Source organism: Gimesia chilikensis (genome assembly GCF_007744075.1).
Lineage (GTDB): Bacteria > Planctomycetota > Planctomycetia > Planctomycetales > Planctomycetaceae > Gimesia > Gimesia chilikensis_A.
Genome location: NZ_CP036266.1, coordinates 307,176 through 321,149 on the forward strand (window position 1 = coordinate 307,176; position 13,974 = coordinate 321,149).

Consider the following 13,974-nt stretch of genomic DNA (forward strand, 5'->3'; position numbering starts at 1 on the left):
CCGTTGGAATCAGAGTGCGCGGCCCGTTGTTTACTTGTTGGCGGCGATTTCTTCCGACTTCATGACTTTGCCGATCTGCTTGACGGCCTGCCGCAGTCGCTGGGAATTCTCGACGATGGCCATCCGCAGGTAGCCTTCGCCGTCTTCACCGAATCCACGTCCGGGGCTGACAGCAACGCCTCCTTCGTCCAGCAGTTTCATGGCGAAGTCGATTGAGCCCATCTGTGCCCAGGGTTCTGGAATCTTGGCCCAGATGAACATGCCGGCTTTTGGACGTTCAATTTCCCAACCCAGGCGTTCCAGGCCATCACAGAAGACATCCCGTCGCTGCTGGTACTCGGCGGCGATACTGTCGACGGCGGCTTCACAGTGCCGCATGGCGACGATGGCTGCAATCTGAACCGGCTGAAACAGGCCGTAGTCGTAGTAGCCTTTAATGGTGGAGAGTGCCCGCACCATTTCCGAGTTGCCTGAGCAGAAGCCGATACGCCAGCCAGCCATGCTGAAGCCTTTACTCATAGTTGTGAATTCAACGCCGACGTCTGTGGCACCGGGAGTAGCGAGGAAGCTGGGAGCCTTATAGCCATCGAAGCAGATGTCGGCGTAAGCGAAGTCGCTGATCACCATGAAAGAGTACTTGCGGGCCAGGCGGACCAGCTCGACATAGAAATCCTGTTCAATGACGGTCGCGCTCGGATTGTGGGGGAAGTTGACCACAACGACCTTGGGTTTGGGATACAGGTGTTCGCAAGTGTAAGCGATGTTCGAGAGGAATTGATCCGGCTCGCGGACGTCGAGTTCAATCACGTTACCTGCAGCCAGCATCACGGCATAGACGTGGACCGGGAACGAGGGGGACGGCACGATGGCAGTGTCCCCGGGGCCCATCAGTGCCAGGCACATGTGGCTGAAGCCCTCTTTAGATCCGATACAGGTCACGACTTCGGAGTCGGGATCGAGTCGGACACCATATTTTTTCCAGTAACGGGCCGTCACTTCTTTTCTCAGGTTGGCAATTCCGTTCGCGACTGAATAGCGGTGGTTCCGCGGATCAGCGAGTGCTTCGGACATTTTCTCAACGATCAGCGGATCCGGCGGGTCTGTGGGATTCCCCATACCCAGATCGATGACATCGATTCCCGCCACCCGTTTCTGGTATTTCAGCTTGTTAATTTTTCCGAAAAGGTATGGGGGTAAACGCTTTACTCGTTCAGCAACCGGGATGGTAAAACCGTCATCTGAAGAGGGAACTTCGGATTCGCCACGCATAATGAAAACACTACCTGTAATACATGGAATATTTGTCTACTGTCATCCAGGGGCTGTCTGTTCCATTCGCTTCCACCGGAGGCGATGGCCCTGGCCTGACCTCTGCCATTTTACGCGATTGTCCTGAAAAATGCGCCTGCGGAATATGAGTAATTTTTCACAGAACGCAGCAGGACACGAAAAAACGCGTGTCAGTAAGGCAGGACTGACACGCGCCGGGGTGAACTGGTTCTCTTACAGGAGAATATTCAGGCCGAATCCACTCTTAGCGAGTCGGACGGTTCAGTCCCTGTGTGGGGCTGGGAATGGCCTGCTGTACCGGATTCTGTCCGAAGTTGGTCCCCGATGTCTGGGAAACACCACCGGTCACGGTGTTGGTAATGTAATTGTCGACACGGGTTTCTTCTTTCAGCTTGGCGAAGACCCGGGCAACAGCTTCCTGAGTCTGTTCTTCAGTCAGCTGTTCGATCAGCTGGCTTTTGACTTCCTCGATGTTGGTAACGACCGGATCGGTGTGTCCTTCGCACATCAGGATGGCATACCGGCTGGGACCGATCTGAATGATTCCGGAGATTTCGCCTTCTTTCAGTTTGAAGGCTGCTTTCCAGAGACTTTCGTTATCAGAGTACTGTGGGATCGGCTGGATAGCACCACCCAGGGCACGGCTGTTAGGTTCGATGGAGAAATCGCGTGCTTTGCGTTCGAAGTCGGCGGGGTTCCGTTTCACGTCATCCCAGACTTTCTGAGCGCGGTGCAGGTTGTCCATCATGATCATGCGGGCTTTGACCCGGGGGCCGTAATCGCGAACGAAGGCTTTCTGGACTTCAGCCTGTGTCAGGTGAGTCTGCTGCCCGGCCAGTTTCCGCAGGGCCAGCATCGGCCAGATAACATTACGGCGATACTGGCTGGGGTTCATTTTCCGTTCTGCCTGCAGCATGTCGTACCAGGTTTTGGTATCCAGGTTGAAACGCTTGGCGATTTTCTCGACTTCAGCGTGAACTTCAGCCTGTTCAACAGTCACGCCGGCTTTTTGACAAGCCTGTTCGATGACGGCACGGTTGATTACGTTTTCCAGAACTTCCGGACCATACAGGGCGATACATTCGCGGGCCAGTTCATCTTCGGTGATAACGACACTGCCGACTTTCGCAACGGGCTGGCTGCGAACGGCGGGCTGGTTACCTGAGAGGCGTACTTTGCCAGCGGATTTGTCTTCTCCGGCAGAACCGGTTTTGGCGTTGAAGGTCTGGAAAAAGAGGACGCCAGCGAGAAGAACCAGTCCGGTACCGGCTGCGAAAAAGATGATTTTCCGTTTTGATTTAGTCTTGGTCTGGGTCGCATGCGGGTTTGGGGTTGGTTCGCCCATTGCTTAAAATCTCCATTTTTGTATCCGACGCGAGTGGATCATGTGATTGCCTGAGTTCACCCCCACCGGCTCTCCTGGCCGGGTTCCAGGATCCTTTGGGTCTGCGGATCGCGAGGAAACGTTTGCGGAGTCATCAATCACGTTGATACTGATTCGTCAGAAGATTTACGAAACTTCCTTGTCTCAAGCTCTACCATAAGAGCGCGGCGGAAATGTAAAACTTTCAACGAAACAGGTCAACAGCAATTTATTGGAGCGGAAAAGCAGGTGTTTTTTCACCTTTTTCACCAGAAATATCGCTGTTTTTTGAGCCAAAAGTCATCGGTGTGCGTTTTTCTGCACAGGCACTACTGGAGTCGATTCCAGTCTCGAATCAGAGCGAGGACAGCGTCGGGCAGGATTTTTGCTCTGTGAGGCGCCTGATTCGAGAATATTCAGTCGGTCAGCGATTTCTTTGATTGCGGGCCAAGTTGACAGAGGGGTACAATCAGGTGAGCGGCCCATTCGTGGCCCGCGATTCTCATTGACCTTTCAACCGATCAGATAAATTAAACAGCGAGAGAGCAGACAGGGGAGATCAATATGGGATTCTGGATGGATAAATTGCGGGGAGAGCTGGTCGATATCATCGAGTGGATCGATGATTCCAAGCATACCCTGACCTGGCGTTTTCCCCGGTATCAGAATGAAATCAAAAATGGAGCCGAGCTGATCGTACGACCGGGGCAGATGGCCCTGTTTGTGCATCGCGGACAGGTGGCCGACGTCTTCGAGCCAGGCCATTACCAGCTTACAACAGACAACCTGCCGATTCTGGCAACGCTGCAGGGCTGGAAACATGGTTTTAACAGCCCGTTTCGATCCGAAGTCTACTTCGTCAACACGACTCAGATCACAGACCTGAAGTGGGGAACTCCCAATCCGATCATGCTGCGGGACCCGGAATTCGGACCCATCCGTCTGCGGGCATTCGGGAATTATTCGCTCAAAGCCAACGATCCCCGGATTCTGGTCAAGGAACTGGTGGGCACCGATTCCGAGTTTCATTCCAACGAAATCAATGAGCTCCTGCGGTCGATCATCATCAGTTCCTTCGCTGATCTCCTGGGAGAGTCGAAATACGCGGCCCTGGATCTGGCTTCCAAATACACCGAAATTTCGCTCGAGTTGAAAAAGCTGGTCAACGAACGCATTGACGATGAATACGGGCTGGAAGTGCCCCAGATGCTGATCGTGAATATCTCCCTGCCGGAGAGTGTCGAGAAGGCGCTCGATACGCGAACCAGCATGGGAGTCATCGGCGATATGAACCAGTTCCAGCAGTACCAGATGGGGCAGGCGATGCTCTCAGCTGCCGAGAACCCCGCCGGAGGTGGCGCTGCGGATGGGATGGGACTGGGCATGGGTTTTGCGATGGCCAACCGGATGATGCAACCCGGAGGAGCCGGTGCACCCGGACCGATGTCGCCACCCCCTCCACCGCCGGCAGCCTGGCACATCGCTGCGAACGGGCAGTCGCAAGGGCCGTTTGCGCTGGAAGTCATTTCGGACGGAATTGCCAAGGGGCAGATCACCGCCAACACCCAGGTCTGGTCAGCCGGCATGTCGGGCTGGTTACCTGCGGGGCAGGTTCCCCAGCTGGCGGCACTCTTCCAGGCAGCTACACCTCCTCCACCGCCGCCAGCCAGTTAGCAGAGAAGGTGCAGTCAGCAGGCCATGCATTGTAGATTCCACAGGCACGGGAATGATTCCCTGCCGCGAGACCGGAGGCGGGTGTTCGCGTGAGAGTAGCACACATTATCACGCGAATGATCATCGGCGGTGCGCAGCAGAATACGCTTTACACAGTGGAAGATCAGTATCGGGATTACGGCGACGAGGTTTCGCTGATCACCGGACCGACCACCGGTCCGGAAGGCACACTGATCCCCCGGGCCGAGCAGGGGGGCTTTGATTTACAGATCATCCCGCATCTCCTGCGCAGCATCAGTCCGCTGAATGACTGGCTGGCTTACAGGGAATTGATCGCCGCCCTGCGCGACTATCAGCCGGACCTGGTTCATACTCACAGTTCGAAAGCGGGCATCCTGGGACGCGCTGCCGCCTGGCATCTGAAGCTGCCCTGCGTGCATACCATTCATGGCGCCGCCTTTCACTTCGGTCAGTCCCCTTTGAATTATCATGCTTACATTGCTGCTGAGAAATGGGCGGCCCGCCGCTGCGATCGATTGATCAGCGTCTGTGATGCGATGACCGACCAGTATGTCGCCGCCGGCATTACAACACCTGACCTGTGCGATACCGTTTACAGTGGGATGGAAGTCGAACCGTTTCTCACACCCCCGCGTCCACCAGAAGAGGTCCGGCGGGAACTGGGAATTGAACCTGAGCACATTGTGATCGGCAAGGTCGCGCGGCTGTTCCATCTAAAGGGGCACAAGTACCTGATTGAAGCGGCCCGGCAGGTGGTCGATGCACAGCCGCAGGTTCGGTTTCTATTAGTCGGAGATGGAATCTTACGGTCAGAATTCGAGCAGCGCATCGCTGAGTTGGCGCTGACTGAGAACTTTATCTTCGCCGGTCTGGTTCCCCCGGAACGGGTTCCCGAACTGATCCATGCGATGGATATCGTGGTGCATACCAGTGTCTGGGAAGGACTGGCGCGGGTGTTGCCTCAGGGGCTGATTGCCGGTAAGCCGGTGGTCTCGTATGACGTGGATGGGGCGCGGGAAGTTGTGATTCCAGAACAGACCGGTTACCTGTTGCCTGCAGAATCGATTGAGCCGCTGGCCCAGGCGTTAACGGAACTGGCTGCAGATCCTGAGAAACGCGTTCGCTTCGGACAGACGGGCCGGGAGCGGTTCACGGATCAGTTCCGTCACGAGACGATGACCCGCCGATTGCGTGAAATCTATCAGCGGGTCCTCGATGATCGTGAGCAAAAGAAGTAGTCGGCGACTACTTCTGAATCAGCACATTGACACCCTTTTTATTCGACAGCACGATATCGGGCCGTCCGTCGCCGTTGAGGTCGGACATTGAGAACTGGGTGCCGACTCCTGTGTCATTTCCGGCTTCAATTTTGTGTGGAATGAACTGAGGGGCTTTGTTCTTTTCACGCTTGATCTCATACCAGTACATGACGACCGGTTCCTTACCACCCGGATCTTTGCCGTTATGTGCGAAGAACCGTTTCCCGGTCACCATGTCGTTCTGGCCATCACCATTCATGTCGATGAAATGCATGGCGTGGGTCTGTGAATAGCTTTTGTCGATCAGGTGCGCCTTGAACTTGGGTGAGTCACCACCGTCCAGGTTTTCGAACCACCAGACGCCGAACGCATGGGCAGAGCTGCCGATGATGTCGTTGTCGCCATCCATGTCGAGGTCCTGCACGTACAGGTCAGCCATCTTTTCCGGGGCTTCTCCGGTCGCGGTAAGATTGAAAGGATGAAATTCCCAGAGACCTTCGCCCAGTGTTTCCGGGGCTTCCCACCAGCCGTGCGGGATGAGCACATCCTGGCGACCGTCGTTGTTAAAATCACCGACACCCAGACCGTGGTAGTATTTGAACGTTCCGTTGACCATCGGATCGCCGGGTTTGCTGATCGGAATGAAATCCCACTTCTTGGTCGCCTGGTCAGGGGAGGGAATCTCGATGTAACCCATCTGTTTTTCGGGCTGTGAACCGAAGATGAGTTCGGGTTTTCCGTCGCCTGTGAGGTCGGCGAATTTGGGAGTTTCATTACAGATGCTGTGCCAGATCAGGTGTTCTTTCCAGTGACCGGGTTTGTTCTTCGGGTTTTCGTACCAGTAGAACTCCTTGCCGGGAAAGCTGACGTAGATGAAGTCGGTCCAGCCATCCTGGTTGATGTCATAGGCGAAGTTGCAGAAGCTGTCGCTGTAGCCGACGCCCGCTACGAATTTACCGGGCTTACGGACTTCATGCATTTTCCAGTCGGGGGCTTCATACCAGACATCACCGGCGATGACATCCATCTTACCGTCTTTGTTGACGTCAGCCGCGGCAGAGCCTTCCGAACGGAACGCCGCATCGAGTTCCTGACGCTGCCAGGTTTCCCCGGCTGACAGACTGGTTGTGCCTGTCAACACGACCAGCAGGGCGGCGACAGAAAAGAAATTCCAATGACGAAAGACTGGCTGAAGCATATGCATTATTGTTTTCCCGTTGTTAACTTGCGAACGCGATAAGTTTCACTGTCACCAATATAGACATTGCCTTGAGGGCCGACATAAACGCCGTGTGGACGCGCCATGCGGCAGTTGGCGGGATCTCCATCAGGACCATCTCCCCGTTTGCCGTCACCGGCAGCGGTTTCAATTGTTCCATCTTTTTTACGAATGACGCGGATGGTGTGACTCTCTGTATCCGCCAGGTAGATATCTCCATTGGGGGCGACAGAAATCCCTTTGGGACCGGAGAGTGTGGCTTTTTTCGCCGGTCCGCCGTGTCCCGTATATCCTTTTTTACCAGTGCCTGCAATGTGATGTAAAGTCCCATTGTCCAGATCGATGCGGTAAACCATATTCCCTTCCCGCAACGCGAGATACAGTGAACCTTTGCCTTGCCCGTCTGCAAAAAAGTCCAGTGCGCGAGGACCATTCAGCGGTGTGCCTGAGACCGGTGCACCATCGGGAGTCGGCTTGCGTGCTCCCGTTCCGGAGAACGTAGACACAATGCCTGTCTTCAGGTCGACGCGACGAATGCGATGATTGCCGATATCGCAGATATACAGGTTGTCATCGTTATCCAGAGCGATTGAGTGGGGGCGTGAGAAAGTGGCTTTGGTGGCAGGGCCTCCATCACCTGAGAAACCTTTTTCACCTGTGCCTGCGACGGTCGAGATTTTCCCGGTTTTCGCATCAACGCGGCGGACGATGTTGTTGACCATTTCCACGAAGTACATGTTACCTGCTTTGTCAAAACGCACTTCATAGGGCTCATTCAGTTTGGCTTCCAGCGCGGGGCCGCCGTCTCCGCTGTAGCCTTTCTTTGTTGAACCGGCGACGGTTGAGATCTTGCCTGTCTCTTCGTCGATGCGGCGGATGACGTGTCCTTTGATTTCACAGACATAGAGTGCCCCGTCCGGACCAAGCGTCAGTCCGTAGGGTTCTCCCACTTGTGCTTTGACTGCGGGGCCACCATCGCCTGAGTGCCCGAGCTTGCCGGTTCCGGCAATGGTTTTAACAGTCTGAGCAGACAGCGGTACTGCGGCGATGCAGAACAGCACGAGCAGTGGAATGAAGTGCAATCGTTTCATGGTGTCGTTTCCTGGGTGTTTAATTTGAAGCGCCCGGCAGGTCATCAAACGGACGCTCCGGGTCATCGTGTTTGAAAACAAGATACCGACCGGCATTCGGGTTCTGTTTTAACAGCTCGGCCGGTGAAATCAGGGCACGGCCTTTTCCCTGCCTGTCGATAACCATCACTTTTACCCCCTCTGCGTGGTCCTGCTGTTTGAAAAACTGATCGAATAAAACATTATCCGGTGTCCCTTTTTCATCGAGGACGACGACGTATTCTGCAGAAGGTTGGGGGACAAAGGGACGTTCTTCTGCGCACCCGGTGTTGAGCAGGCAGAGTGCCAGCAGCGAAAACAGGCGACGCATTATTGAACGCCTCCCATCTCGGAATCCAGTTTATCTTTGTTGTTGAACAGGATATTACTGTCCATCGGACCGAACCAGCCGAGCTGATATTTCTTGGGATCTCCACCGTAGGCAGAAGTACCTGTACCTGACATGACGGTTGAGGTTACACGTCCATCTGCCCAGCCGATGTTGGCAATGGTTCCCGTGTGTCGGAAATGAATCGAAGGATCGGGACGCCCCGATGTTTCCTTGAAAGTGGGAGGTATCGGAGGTGAAGAGGAAGGCGAGCCCCAGTTATCGACAAAGAATGGGGGTTCGATAAAACTGTACTCGATAATATGCAGATCGGGAAAGCCCTGAGCTAAAGCAGCATCCGCGAAAGCAACGGTGCGCGCCAGACTACCGATTTCATGCATTCTTGTCGTAACCTGCGAAGCCAGTTCATAAGTATTTTTCCAACTGGTCCCTCCCACGTAAGCCTGGTTGTAACCGTATCCGCCTGCGCCGCCCTCGAATGCATTGGGTACTGTTCCATGTTCGCCAAAGTTACCAAAGGTGGGGCACTTTTTAATGGCTGCGTTCTGCTCCAGGTAGGGAGCCAATGGTCCCAGATGTGGCTTAAACTTCGTGGTCCCATTGGACGTCACTCGTTTTCCATGCCAGCGTTCCTTATTTCCATTAATATAATCAGCTGCATCTGCGGCAGCAGGAGGCCAGTAGCCGCTGTTGGAATCCGCATACATATGACAGGCCAGTACGATCTGGCGCAGATTGTTTTTACACTGGGCCATGCGGGCCGCTTCGCGCGCCTGCTGGACGGCGGGCAGTAGCAGGGCCACCAGAACGGCGATAATTGCGATGACAACGAGAAGCTCAATCAGAGTAAAGCCGCGTTTGCGTGCCTGTAGCGCAGATTGAGGAGTTTGCGGGGGGTAAGGTGAGCGGGATTGGGGAAACAGCATTCGTTCGGTTACTTTTTGGTTAGAGTGAAAGTGAGAATCGTTCAAAACATTCACTCACATTCTAACCGACTCAGGCCGTAAAAGTCTTGCCTGTGGGCAGACTTCAGGCGCAGGAAACCGATTTTTTCGGGATTACGCAGAGCGAGGGGCGGGAATTATTCCGTTCCGGCGTCGGTCTGGTTCTGTTTCGCGATGATTTCGCGCTCTTTCTTGAGGCACATAAAGATGAATGTCCCCGAGATGGCGGCCTGGGCGATCAGGTAGACCAGAATGTCAGGTCCGTTCAGAACAATACAGGCTCCGAAGGCGATCACGAAAAGAGCGATTAATCGATGAAGCAGTGACATAGTCCAACCTTGCTTAAATTCGCAGAATGGAAACGCGTGGCTTTGGTTCTGGTTAAGTATAGTGCTGTATGATACATTGATCAATTCAGATTTGATAAGCAAAACAAGGAACTTTGCTGAACACAGCCAGGTTCGGAACAGGGAATTTCCCTATCGTTTGGGAGCAGGAGCACATGACCAGCGTCGCGGACATTCAGGATTATTTGATCAACCTGGCACCACCAGAACTGGGCGAAAGCTGGGATAACGTCGGATTGCTGACGGGAGATCCCACTTTCAAGGTCGAGAAAATCCTGACCTGTCTGACACTCACGCCGGATGTCGCTGCCGAAGCGATTTCAGCCGGAGCGAATCTGATTGTCAGTCACCACCCGATTCTGTTTCGTCCCGTGCAGCAGATCACCGCGGCGACTGTTGAGGGAAAAATGCTGCTCGATCTGATCCAGGCACGAATCTCGGTTTACAGCCCGCATACCTGCTACGACAGTGCAGAGCGGGGCATCAACTGGCAACTGGCCAGTCTGCTGGGGCTGGAAAACATCGGGATTCTGAGACCACAACCCGGCTCGGAACCAGCAGCAGAAGCGCAGGGGGCGGGGCGGTTTGGTGATTTGCCCGCCGAATTCTCACTGGCACAGCTCAATCAGTTGATTAAACAGGCTTTGAAAGTTGAGAATCTGCAGTTTGTAGGAGATCCGGAGATGCGGGTCCGCCGAATGGGAATTGCCTGTGGTGCAGCCGCTGAGTTCCTCAAAGATGCACACAAACATGAATGCCAGGCGCTATTAACAGGAGAAGCCCGGTTTCATGCCTGCCTGGAAGCCCGTTCCCGTGGGATGGCACTGATTCTGCCGGGGCATTACGCCACTGAACGTCCCGCGATGGAGCAGATGGCCGAACTCCTGCAGGAGCAGTTCAGGGATCTGAAAATCTGGGCCAGCGAAGTGGAATCGGATCCACTTGGCTGGGACTGCGACGGAGAGTCGGCCTGACAGAAGTACTTGATTTCGGTTGTTCCCGGTGGTGGTTTGTATATTCGGAGTGGGTTGCCATTGACCTGATCGGCAGATTTCGCCATTATCCCACCTCTCTCTGTCGTATAAATTCTCTTATTTGACACACTTGATGAACGGAAAACCGCTCGCGTGTGTCCTGATATCAGTAAAACTCGCTTACATAGACCCAAGTAATTTAATTTCAATGTCCAAAGAGAAAACCAACCGTTTTGAAGCAGAACGGATCAAAAAATTAGAGAAAATTCAGTCCCTGGGACTCGATCCCTGGGGACAGCGGTTTGACGGTCATATTCCGATTGCAGACGCACGCGATCAGGCTCCCGCGGAATCGGGCGTTGATGGCGAAGACGTGCGGATCGCCGGGCGGATCATGCTGCGGCGCAAAGCCGGTAAACTGCGGTTTTACGATATCAAAGACTGGACTGGAAAAATTCAGCTGCTGTTCTCGCGGGGCGACCTGAGCGAAGAACAGTGGGAGCTGATGGGCCAGCTCGACCTGGGCGACCTGATCGGCATCGATGGCTGTCTGCGTCGGACTGAGACCGGAGAAATCTCCGTGTTCGTCAAAGAGCTGACGGTGCTCTGTAAATCTCTGGCGCAGCCTCCGGAAAAACATCACAGTGTCAAAGACGTTGAACTGCTGCTGAGACAGCGTTCGCTCGATCTGATCTATACCGAAGGCGTGCTGGAAAAGATGCTGAAGCGGAGTCAGATCATCGATTCCGTCCGTCAGACACTTCGCAGTCATAAGTTTCATGAAGTGGAAACACCGGTACTGCACGCGGTTGCCGGTGGTGCAGCGGCACGTCCCTTCATTACACATCATAATACGCTGGACATCGAGCTTTACATGCGGATCGCCCTCGAGCTGCATCTCAAGCGACTGATGGTTGGTGGCGTAGAGCGTGTGTATGAAATCGGGCGGGTGTTTCGCAATGAAGGGATTGACGCCACTCATAATCCCGAATTCACCATGATCGAAATTTACCAGGCCTACGGTAATTACGAAACGATGATGGATTTGACTGAAGCCATCGTCACCGACGCCGTCAAAACGATCAGCGATACCATGGTACTGCCCTGGGGCGAAGACAAGACCATCGACTTCAGTGGTCCCTGGGAACGAAAAAAGTACTACGACCTGGTTCGCGAGCATGCAGGCTGTGATCCCCACGATCCGGCTGCAGTAGCAGCGGTCGCAAAGCAGCATGGCATTGATACAGAGAATGTGCACCCGGATGTGGTGCTCAATGAAGTGTTTGAAGCAACCTGCGAAGAACATCTGACCGGTCCGGTTTTCGTGATCGACTACCCGGCCTCCATCTGTCCGCTGACCAAGCGACAGAAGGACAACCCGGAGATCGCAGAGCGGTTTGAGCTGTTTGTCCACGGTATGGAACTGGCCAACGCTTATACCGAGCTGAACGATCCCCTGCTGCAGGAAGAACTGTTTAAGACACAGCTGTCGGGACTTTCCGAAGAAGACTCGATGGCGAAAATGGATACAGATTTTATTAAGGCGTTGAAAGTCGGTATGCCGCCGGCCGGAGGATTGGGGATTGGCATCGATCGCCTCGTGATGTTGTTGACCAACAGTCACAGCATTCGCGATGTGATCTACTTCCCGCTGCTCCGACCCGAAGGACAGCCGGCACCGAAAGAGTAAACCAGGGATGTGACCGGCACCAGCGGATTGAGTGTCGGCGAGAACCAGCCAAAGGATTGGCCCGATGTATAAATCATTACTTTGCCTGCGATATTTGAAAACGCGCTACATTGCGCTGGCCAGCATCATCAGTATGACGCTTGGTGTCGCGACGATGATTGTCGTCAACAGCGTCATGGATGGTTTCAGCACCGACATGCGAACCCGCTTGCGGGGGATCCTGGCGGATGTGATCGTGGAAACCAACTCGCTTGATGGCGAAGAGAACACGCAAGAGCTTAAAGACCGCATTCAACGTGCGGTGGGTAACGACATCGAAGGCATGACAGCCACGGTGGAAATTTACGCCATGCTCAGCGTGCAGTACGGTTCTCAGTGGCAGAGCAAGCCGGTCACCCTGATCGGCATCGACCCGGCGACGAAAGCGACTGTCGGTCCGCTGGCCAAATATCTGATGCATACCAAAGAGGGAACGGTACCTGACTGGAATCTGTCTCCCGAGGCGATGGCCTACCGTAAGGAGTGGACCACCCGGGCTCAGTGGATGGTCGATCGCTGGAATCACAATCCCCCGCCACTGGAAGAAGCAGATGAGGGCAACGAGCAGGTCTCCTTCGAGGAGTCCGTCCCCCTCGAGCCGGAACCGGAACCGAAGTTTGCCCAGGATTCCGGAGAGTCCCCCTTCGATGCGGCTGCTGAGCCAAAGGGCAGTGCACCCCAGTTTGCGGAGCAGCAGGGGAAAGCCATCAATCCTTTCAGCCAGTTTGATAAAAAAGAAGCTCGGGATCCGAGCGAACCTTTGAAGGCTCGCGTTTATATTGGTTACGGTCTGGTGAGTTTCCCTTACGAAGATCCAGAGACCGGCGAAACGAAAATGTTTCAGATCGTCAAGCCGGGTGATGATATCAAAATCAGTACTGTCACCGCCGGGCATCCACCTGAGCCAACACACTTTAATGCGACCGTGGTCGACCTGTTTAAGAGTGACATGAGCGAGCACGACAGCAGCCTGGTGTTCTGCAACCTGGAATACCTGCAGGAAGCCCGCGGGATGATTTCTCCTGAGAGCGGCGAACGGTCGATTACATCGATTCAGATCAAGCTGAAAAACCAGGACGATGCGGCGATGGTCGTCAGCAAGCTGGAAGAAGCCCTGCCTGCCAGTCAGTTCAGGATACGTACCTGGGAAGACAAGCAGGGACCACTGCTGGCCGCTGTAGAAGTGGAATCGGCGATTCTGAATGTGCTGCTGTTCCTGATTATTGCCGTTGCCGGTTTCGGCATCCTGGCGATCTTCTTCATGATCACGATTGAGAAGACTCGGGATATTGGCATTCTCAAAGCGCTGGGTGCCAGCTCGAACGGTATCATGTCGATCTTTCTGTCTTACGGCCTGGCATTAGGTCTGGTGGGCAGTGGTGTCGGAGTGATCGTGGGGCTGCTGTTTGTTGAATATATCAATGAGATAGAAGGGTTTATCACGTGGCTCACCGGGAGGAAGGTCTTCGATCAGCGGATCTATTACTTCCCGGAAATTTCGACGCACGTCGAGCCGATGATGGTCTTCTGGGTGGCGGTCGGGGCGATGGTGATCGCGGTTCTGGCAAGTATCCTGCCGGCCCGCAAAGCGGCCCGCTTCCATCCGGTCGAGTCGCTGCGTTACGAATAGCCGATGGTTGACTTCCCCTTCAGTCCGCGACAGGTTCTGAACCAGAGTTACTAATCCGTTTTAATC

Annotated in this window: 12 protein-coding genes; 5 read left to right on the top strand and 7 right to left on the bottom strand. The window is 54.4% G+C overall.

Annotation, left to right across the window (positions count from 1 at the left end):
- Positions 1-30: 30 nt before the first annotated feature.
- Positions 31-1,269 carry an aminotransferase class I/II-fold pyridoxal phosphate-dependent enzyme gene (locus HG66A1_RS01270; protein ID WP_145180100.1) on the bottom strand — a complete coding sequence of 413 codons (1,239 nt, stop codon included), beginning with the start codon at positions 1,267-1,269 and terminating at the stop codon, positions 31-33.
- Positions 1,270-1,534: 265 nt separating this feature from the next.
- Complete coding sequence (locus HG66A1_RS01275; RefSeq protein WP_145180102.1) at positions 1,535-2,635, bottom strand: peptidylprolyl isomerase; 1,101 nt, start codon at positions 2,633-2,635, stop codon at positions 1,535-1,537.
- Between the two features lie 582 nt (positions 2,636-3,217).
- Here HG66A1_RS01275 and HG66A1_RS01280 point away from each other — a divergent pair.
- Complete coding sequence (locus HG66A1_RS01280) at positions 3,218-4,327, top strand: SPFH domain-containing protein (protein ID WP_145035768.1); 1,110 nt, start codon at positions 3,218-3,220, stop codon at positions 4,325-4,327.
- Between the two features lie 89 nt (positions 4,328-4,416).
- Complete coding sequence (locus HG66A1_RS01285; RefSeq protein ID WP_145180104.1) at positions 4,417-5,586, top strand: glycosyltransferase family 4 protein; 1,170 nt, start codon at positions 4,417-4,419, stop codon at positions 5,584-5,586.
- A gap of 7 nt (positions 5,587-5,593) precedes the next feature.
- Here HG66A1_RS01285 and HG66A1_RS01290 read toward each other — a convergent pair whose 3' ends face one another.
- The 5 genes from HG66A1_RS01290 to HG66A1_RS01310 all read right to left on the bottom strand — a co-directional run bounded on the left by HG66A1_RS01290 (position 5,594) and on the right by HG66A1_RS01310 (position 9,557).
- The gene (locus HG66A1_RS01290) at positions 5,594-6,811 is read right to left on the bottom strand and encodes an FG-GAP repeat domain-containing protein (protein ID WP_145180106.1); all 1,218 of its coding nucleotides are present in this window, start codon (positions 6,809-6,811) and stop codon (positions 5,594-5,596) included.
- Positions 6,811-7,917, bottom strand: coding sequence for a hypothetical protein (locus HG66A1_RS01295; RefSeq protein ID WP_145180108.1), 1,107 nt, complete (start codon positions 7,915-7,917; stop codon positions 6,811-6,813). The genes HG66A1_RS01290 and HG66A1_RS01295 overlap by 1 nt, the downstream gene beginning before the upstream one ends.
- A gap of 19 nt (positions 7,918-7,936) precedes the next feature.
- Positions 7,937-8,266 (bottom strand): hypothetical protein, encoded by a 330-nt coding sequence (locus HG66A1_RS01300; protein ID WP_145180111.1) that lies wholly within the window; start codon positions 8,264-8,266, stop codon positions 7,937-7,939.
- Positions 8,266-9,210 carry a type II secretion system protein gene (locus tag HG66A1_RS01305; RefSeq protein ID WP_145180113.1) on the bottom strand — a complete coding sequence of 315 codons (945 nt, stop codon included), beginning with the start codon at positions 9,208-9,210 and terminating at the stop codon, positions 8,266-8,268. Before HG66A1_RS01305 ends, HG66A1_RS01300 begins: the two co-directional genes overlap by 1 nt.
- Before the next feature lie 155 nt (positions 9,211-9,365).
- The gene (locus HG66A1_RS01310) at positions 9,366-9,557 is read right to left on the bottom strand and encodes a hypothetical protein (RefSeq protein WP_145035781.1); all 192 of its coding nucleotides are present in this window, start codon (positions 9,555-9,557) and stop codon (positions 9,366-9,368) included.
- Between the two features lie 173 nt (positions 9,558-9,730).
- On the opposite strand from HG66A1_RS01310, the gene HG66A1_RS01315 reads away from it, so the two are divergent.
- From HG66A1_RS01315 to HG66A1_RS01325, 3 genes are all read left to right on the top strand, one after another.
- Entirely contained in the window at positions 9,731-10,549 is an 819-nt protein-coding gene (locus HG66A1_RS01315) for a Nif3-like dinuclear metal center hexameric protein (RefSeq protein WP_145180115.1), read from the top strand.
- Positions 10,550-10,757: 208 nt separating this feature from the next.
- A complete protein-coding gene (lysS, locus tag HG66A1_RS01320) occupies positions 10,758-12,239 on the top strand; it encodes a lysine--tRNA ligase (RefSeq protein ID WP_145180117.1) in 1,482 nt (493 codons plus the stop codon).
- Positions 12,240-12,303: 64 nt separating this feature from the next.
- Positions 12,304-13,908 (top strand): ABC transporter permease, encoded by a 1,605-nt coding sequence (locus tag HG66A1_RS01325; protein WP_145180119.1) that lies wholly within the window; start codon positions 12,304-12,306, stop codon positions 13,906-13,908.
- The last annotated feature ends 66 nt before the right edge of the window (positions 13,909-13,974 follow it).

Coding starts and splice junctions, on each gene's coding strand:
- HG66A1_RS01295 (WP_145180108.1), bottom strand. CDS start 7,917: ATGAAACGATTGCACTTCATTCCACTGCTCGTGCTGTTCTGCATCGCC.
- HG66A1_RS01305 (WP_145180113.1), bottom strand. CDS start 9,210: ATGCTGTTTCCCCAATCCCGCTCACCTTACCCCCCGCAAACTCCTCAA.
- HG66A1_RS01280 (WP_145035768.1), top strand. CDS start 3,218: ATGGGATTCTGGATGGATAAATTGCGGGGAGAGCTGGTCGATATCATC.
- HG66A1_RS01275 (WP_145180102.1), bottom strand. CDS start 2,635: ATGGGCGAACCAACCCCAAACCCGCATGCGACCCAGACCAAGACTAAA.
- HG66A1_RS01310 (WP_145035781.1), bottom strand. CDS start 9,557: ATGTCACTGCTTCATCGATTAATCGCTCTTTTCGTGATCGCCTTCGGA.
- HG66A1_RS01325 (WP_145180119.1), top strand. CDS start 12,304: ATGTATAAATCATTACTTTGCCTGCGATATTTGAAAACGCGCTACATT.
- HG66A1_RS01290 (WP_145180106.1), bottom strand. CDS start 6,811: ATGCATATGCTTCAGCCAGTCTTTCGTCATTGGAATTTCTTTTCTGTC.
- HG66A1_RS01300 (WP_145180111.1), bottom strand. CDS start 8,266: ATGCGTCGCCTGTTTTCGCTGCTGGCACTCTGCCTGCTCAACACCGGG.
- HG66A1_RS01315 (WP_145180115.1), top strand. CDS start 9,731: ATGACCAGCGTCGCGGACATTCAGGATTATTTGATCAACCTGGCACCA.
- lysS (WP_145180117.1), top strand. CDS start 10,758: ATGTCCAAAGAGAAAACCAACCGTTTTGAAGCAGAACGGATCAAAAAA.
- HG66A1_RS01270 (WP_145180100.1), bottom strand. CDS start 1,269: ATGCGTGGCGAATCCGAAGTTCCCTCTTCAGATGACGGTTTTACCATC.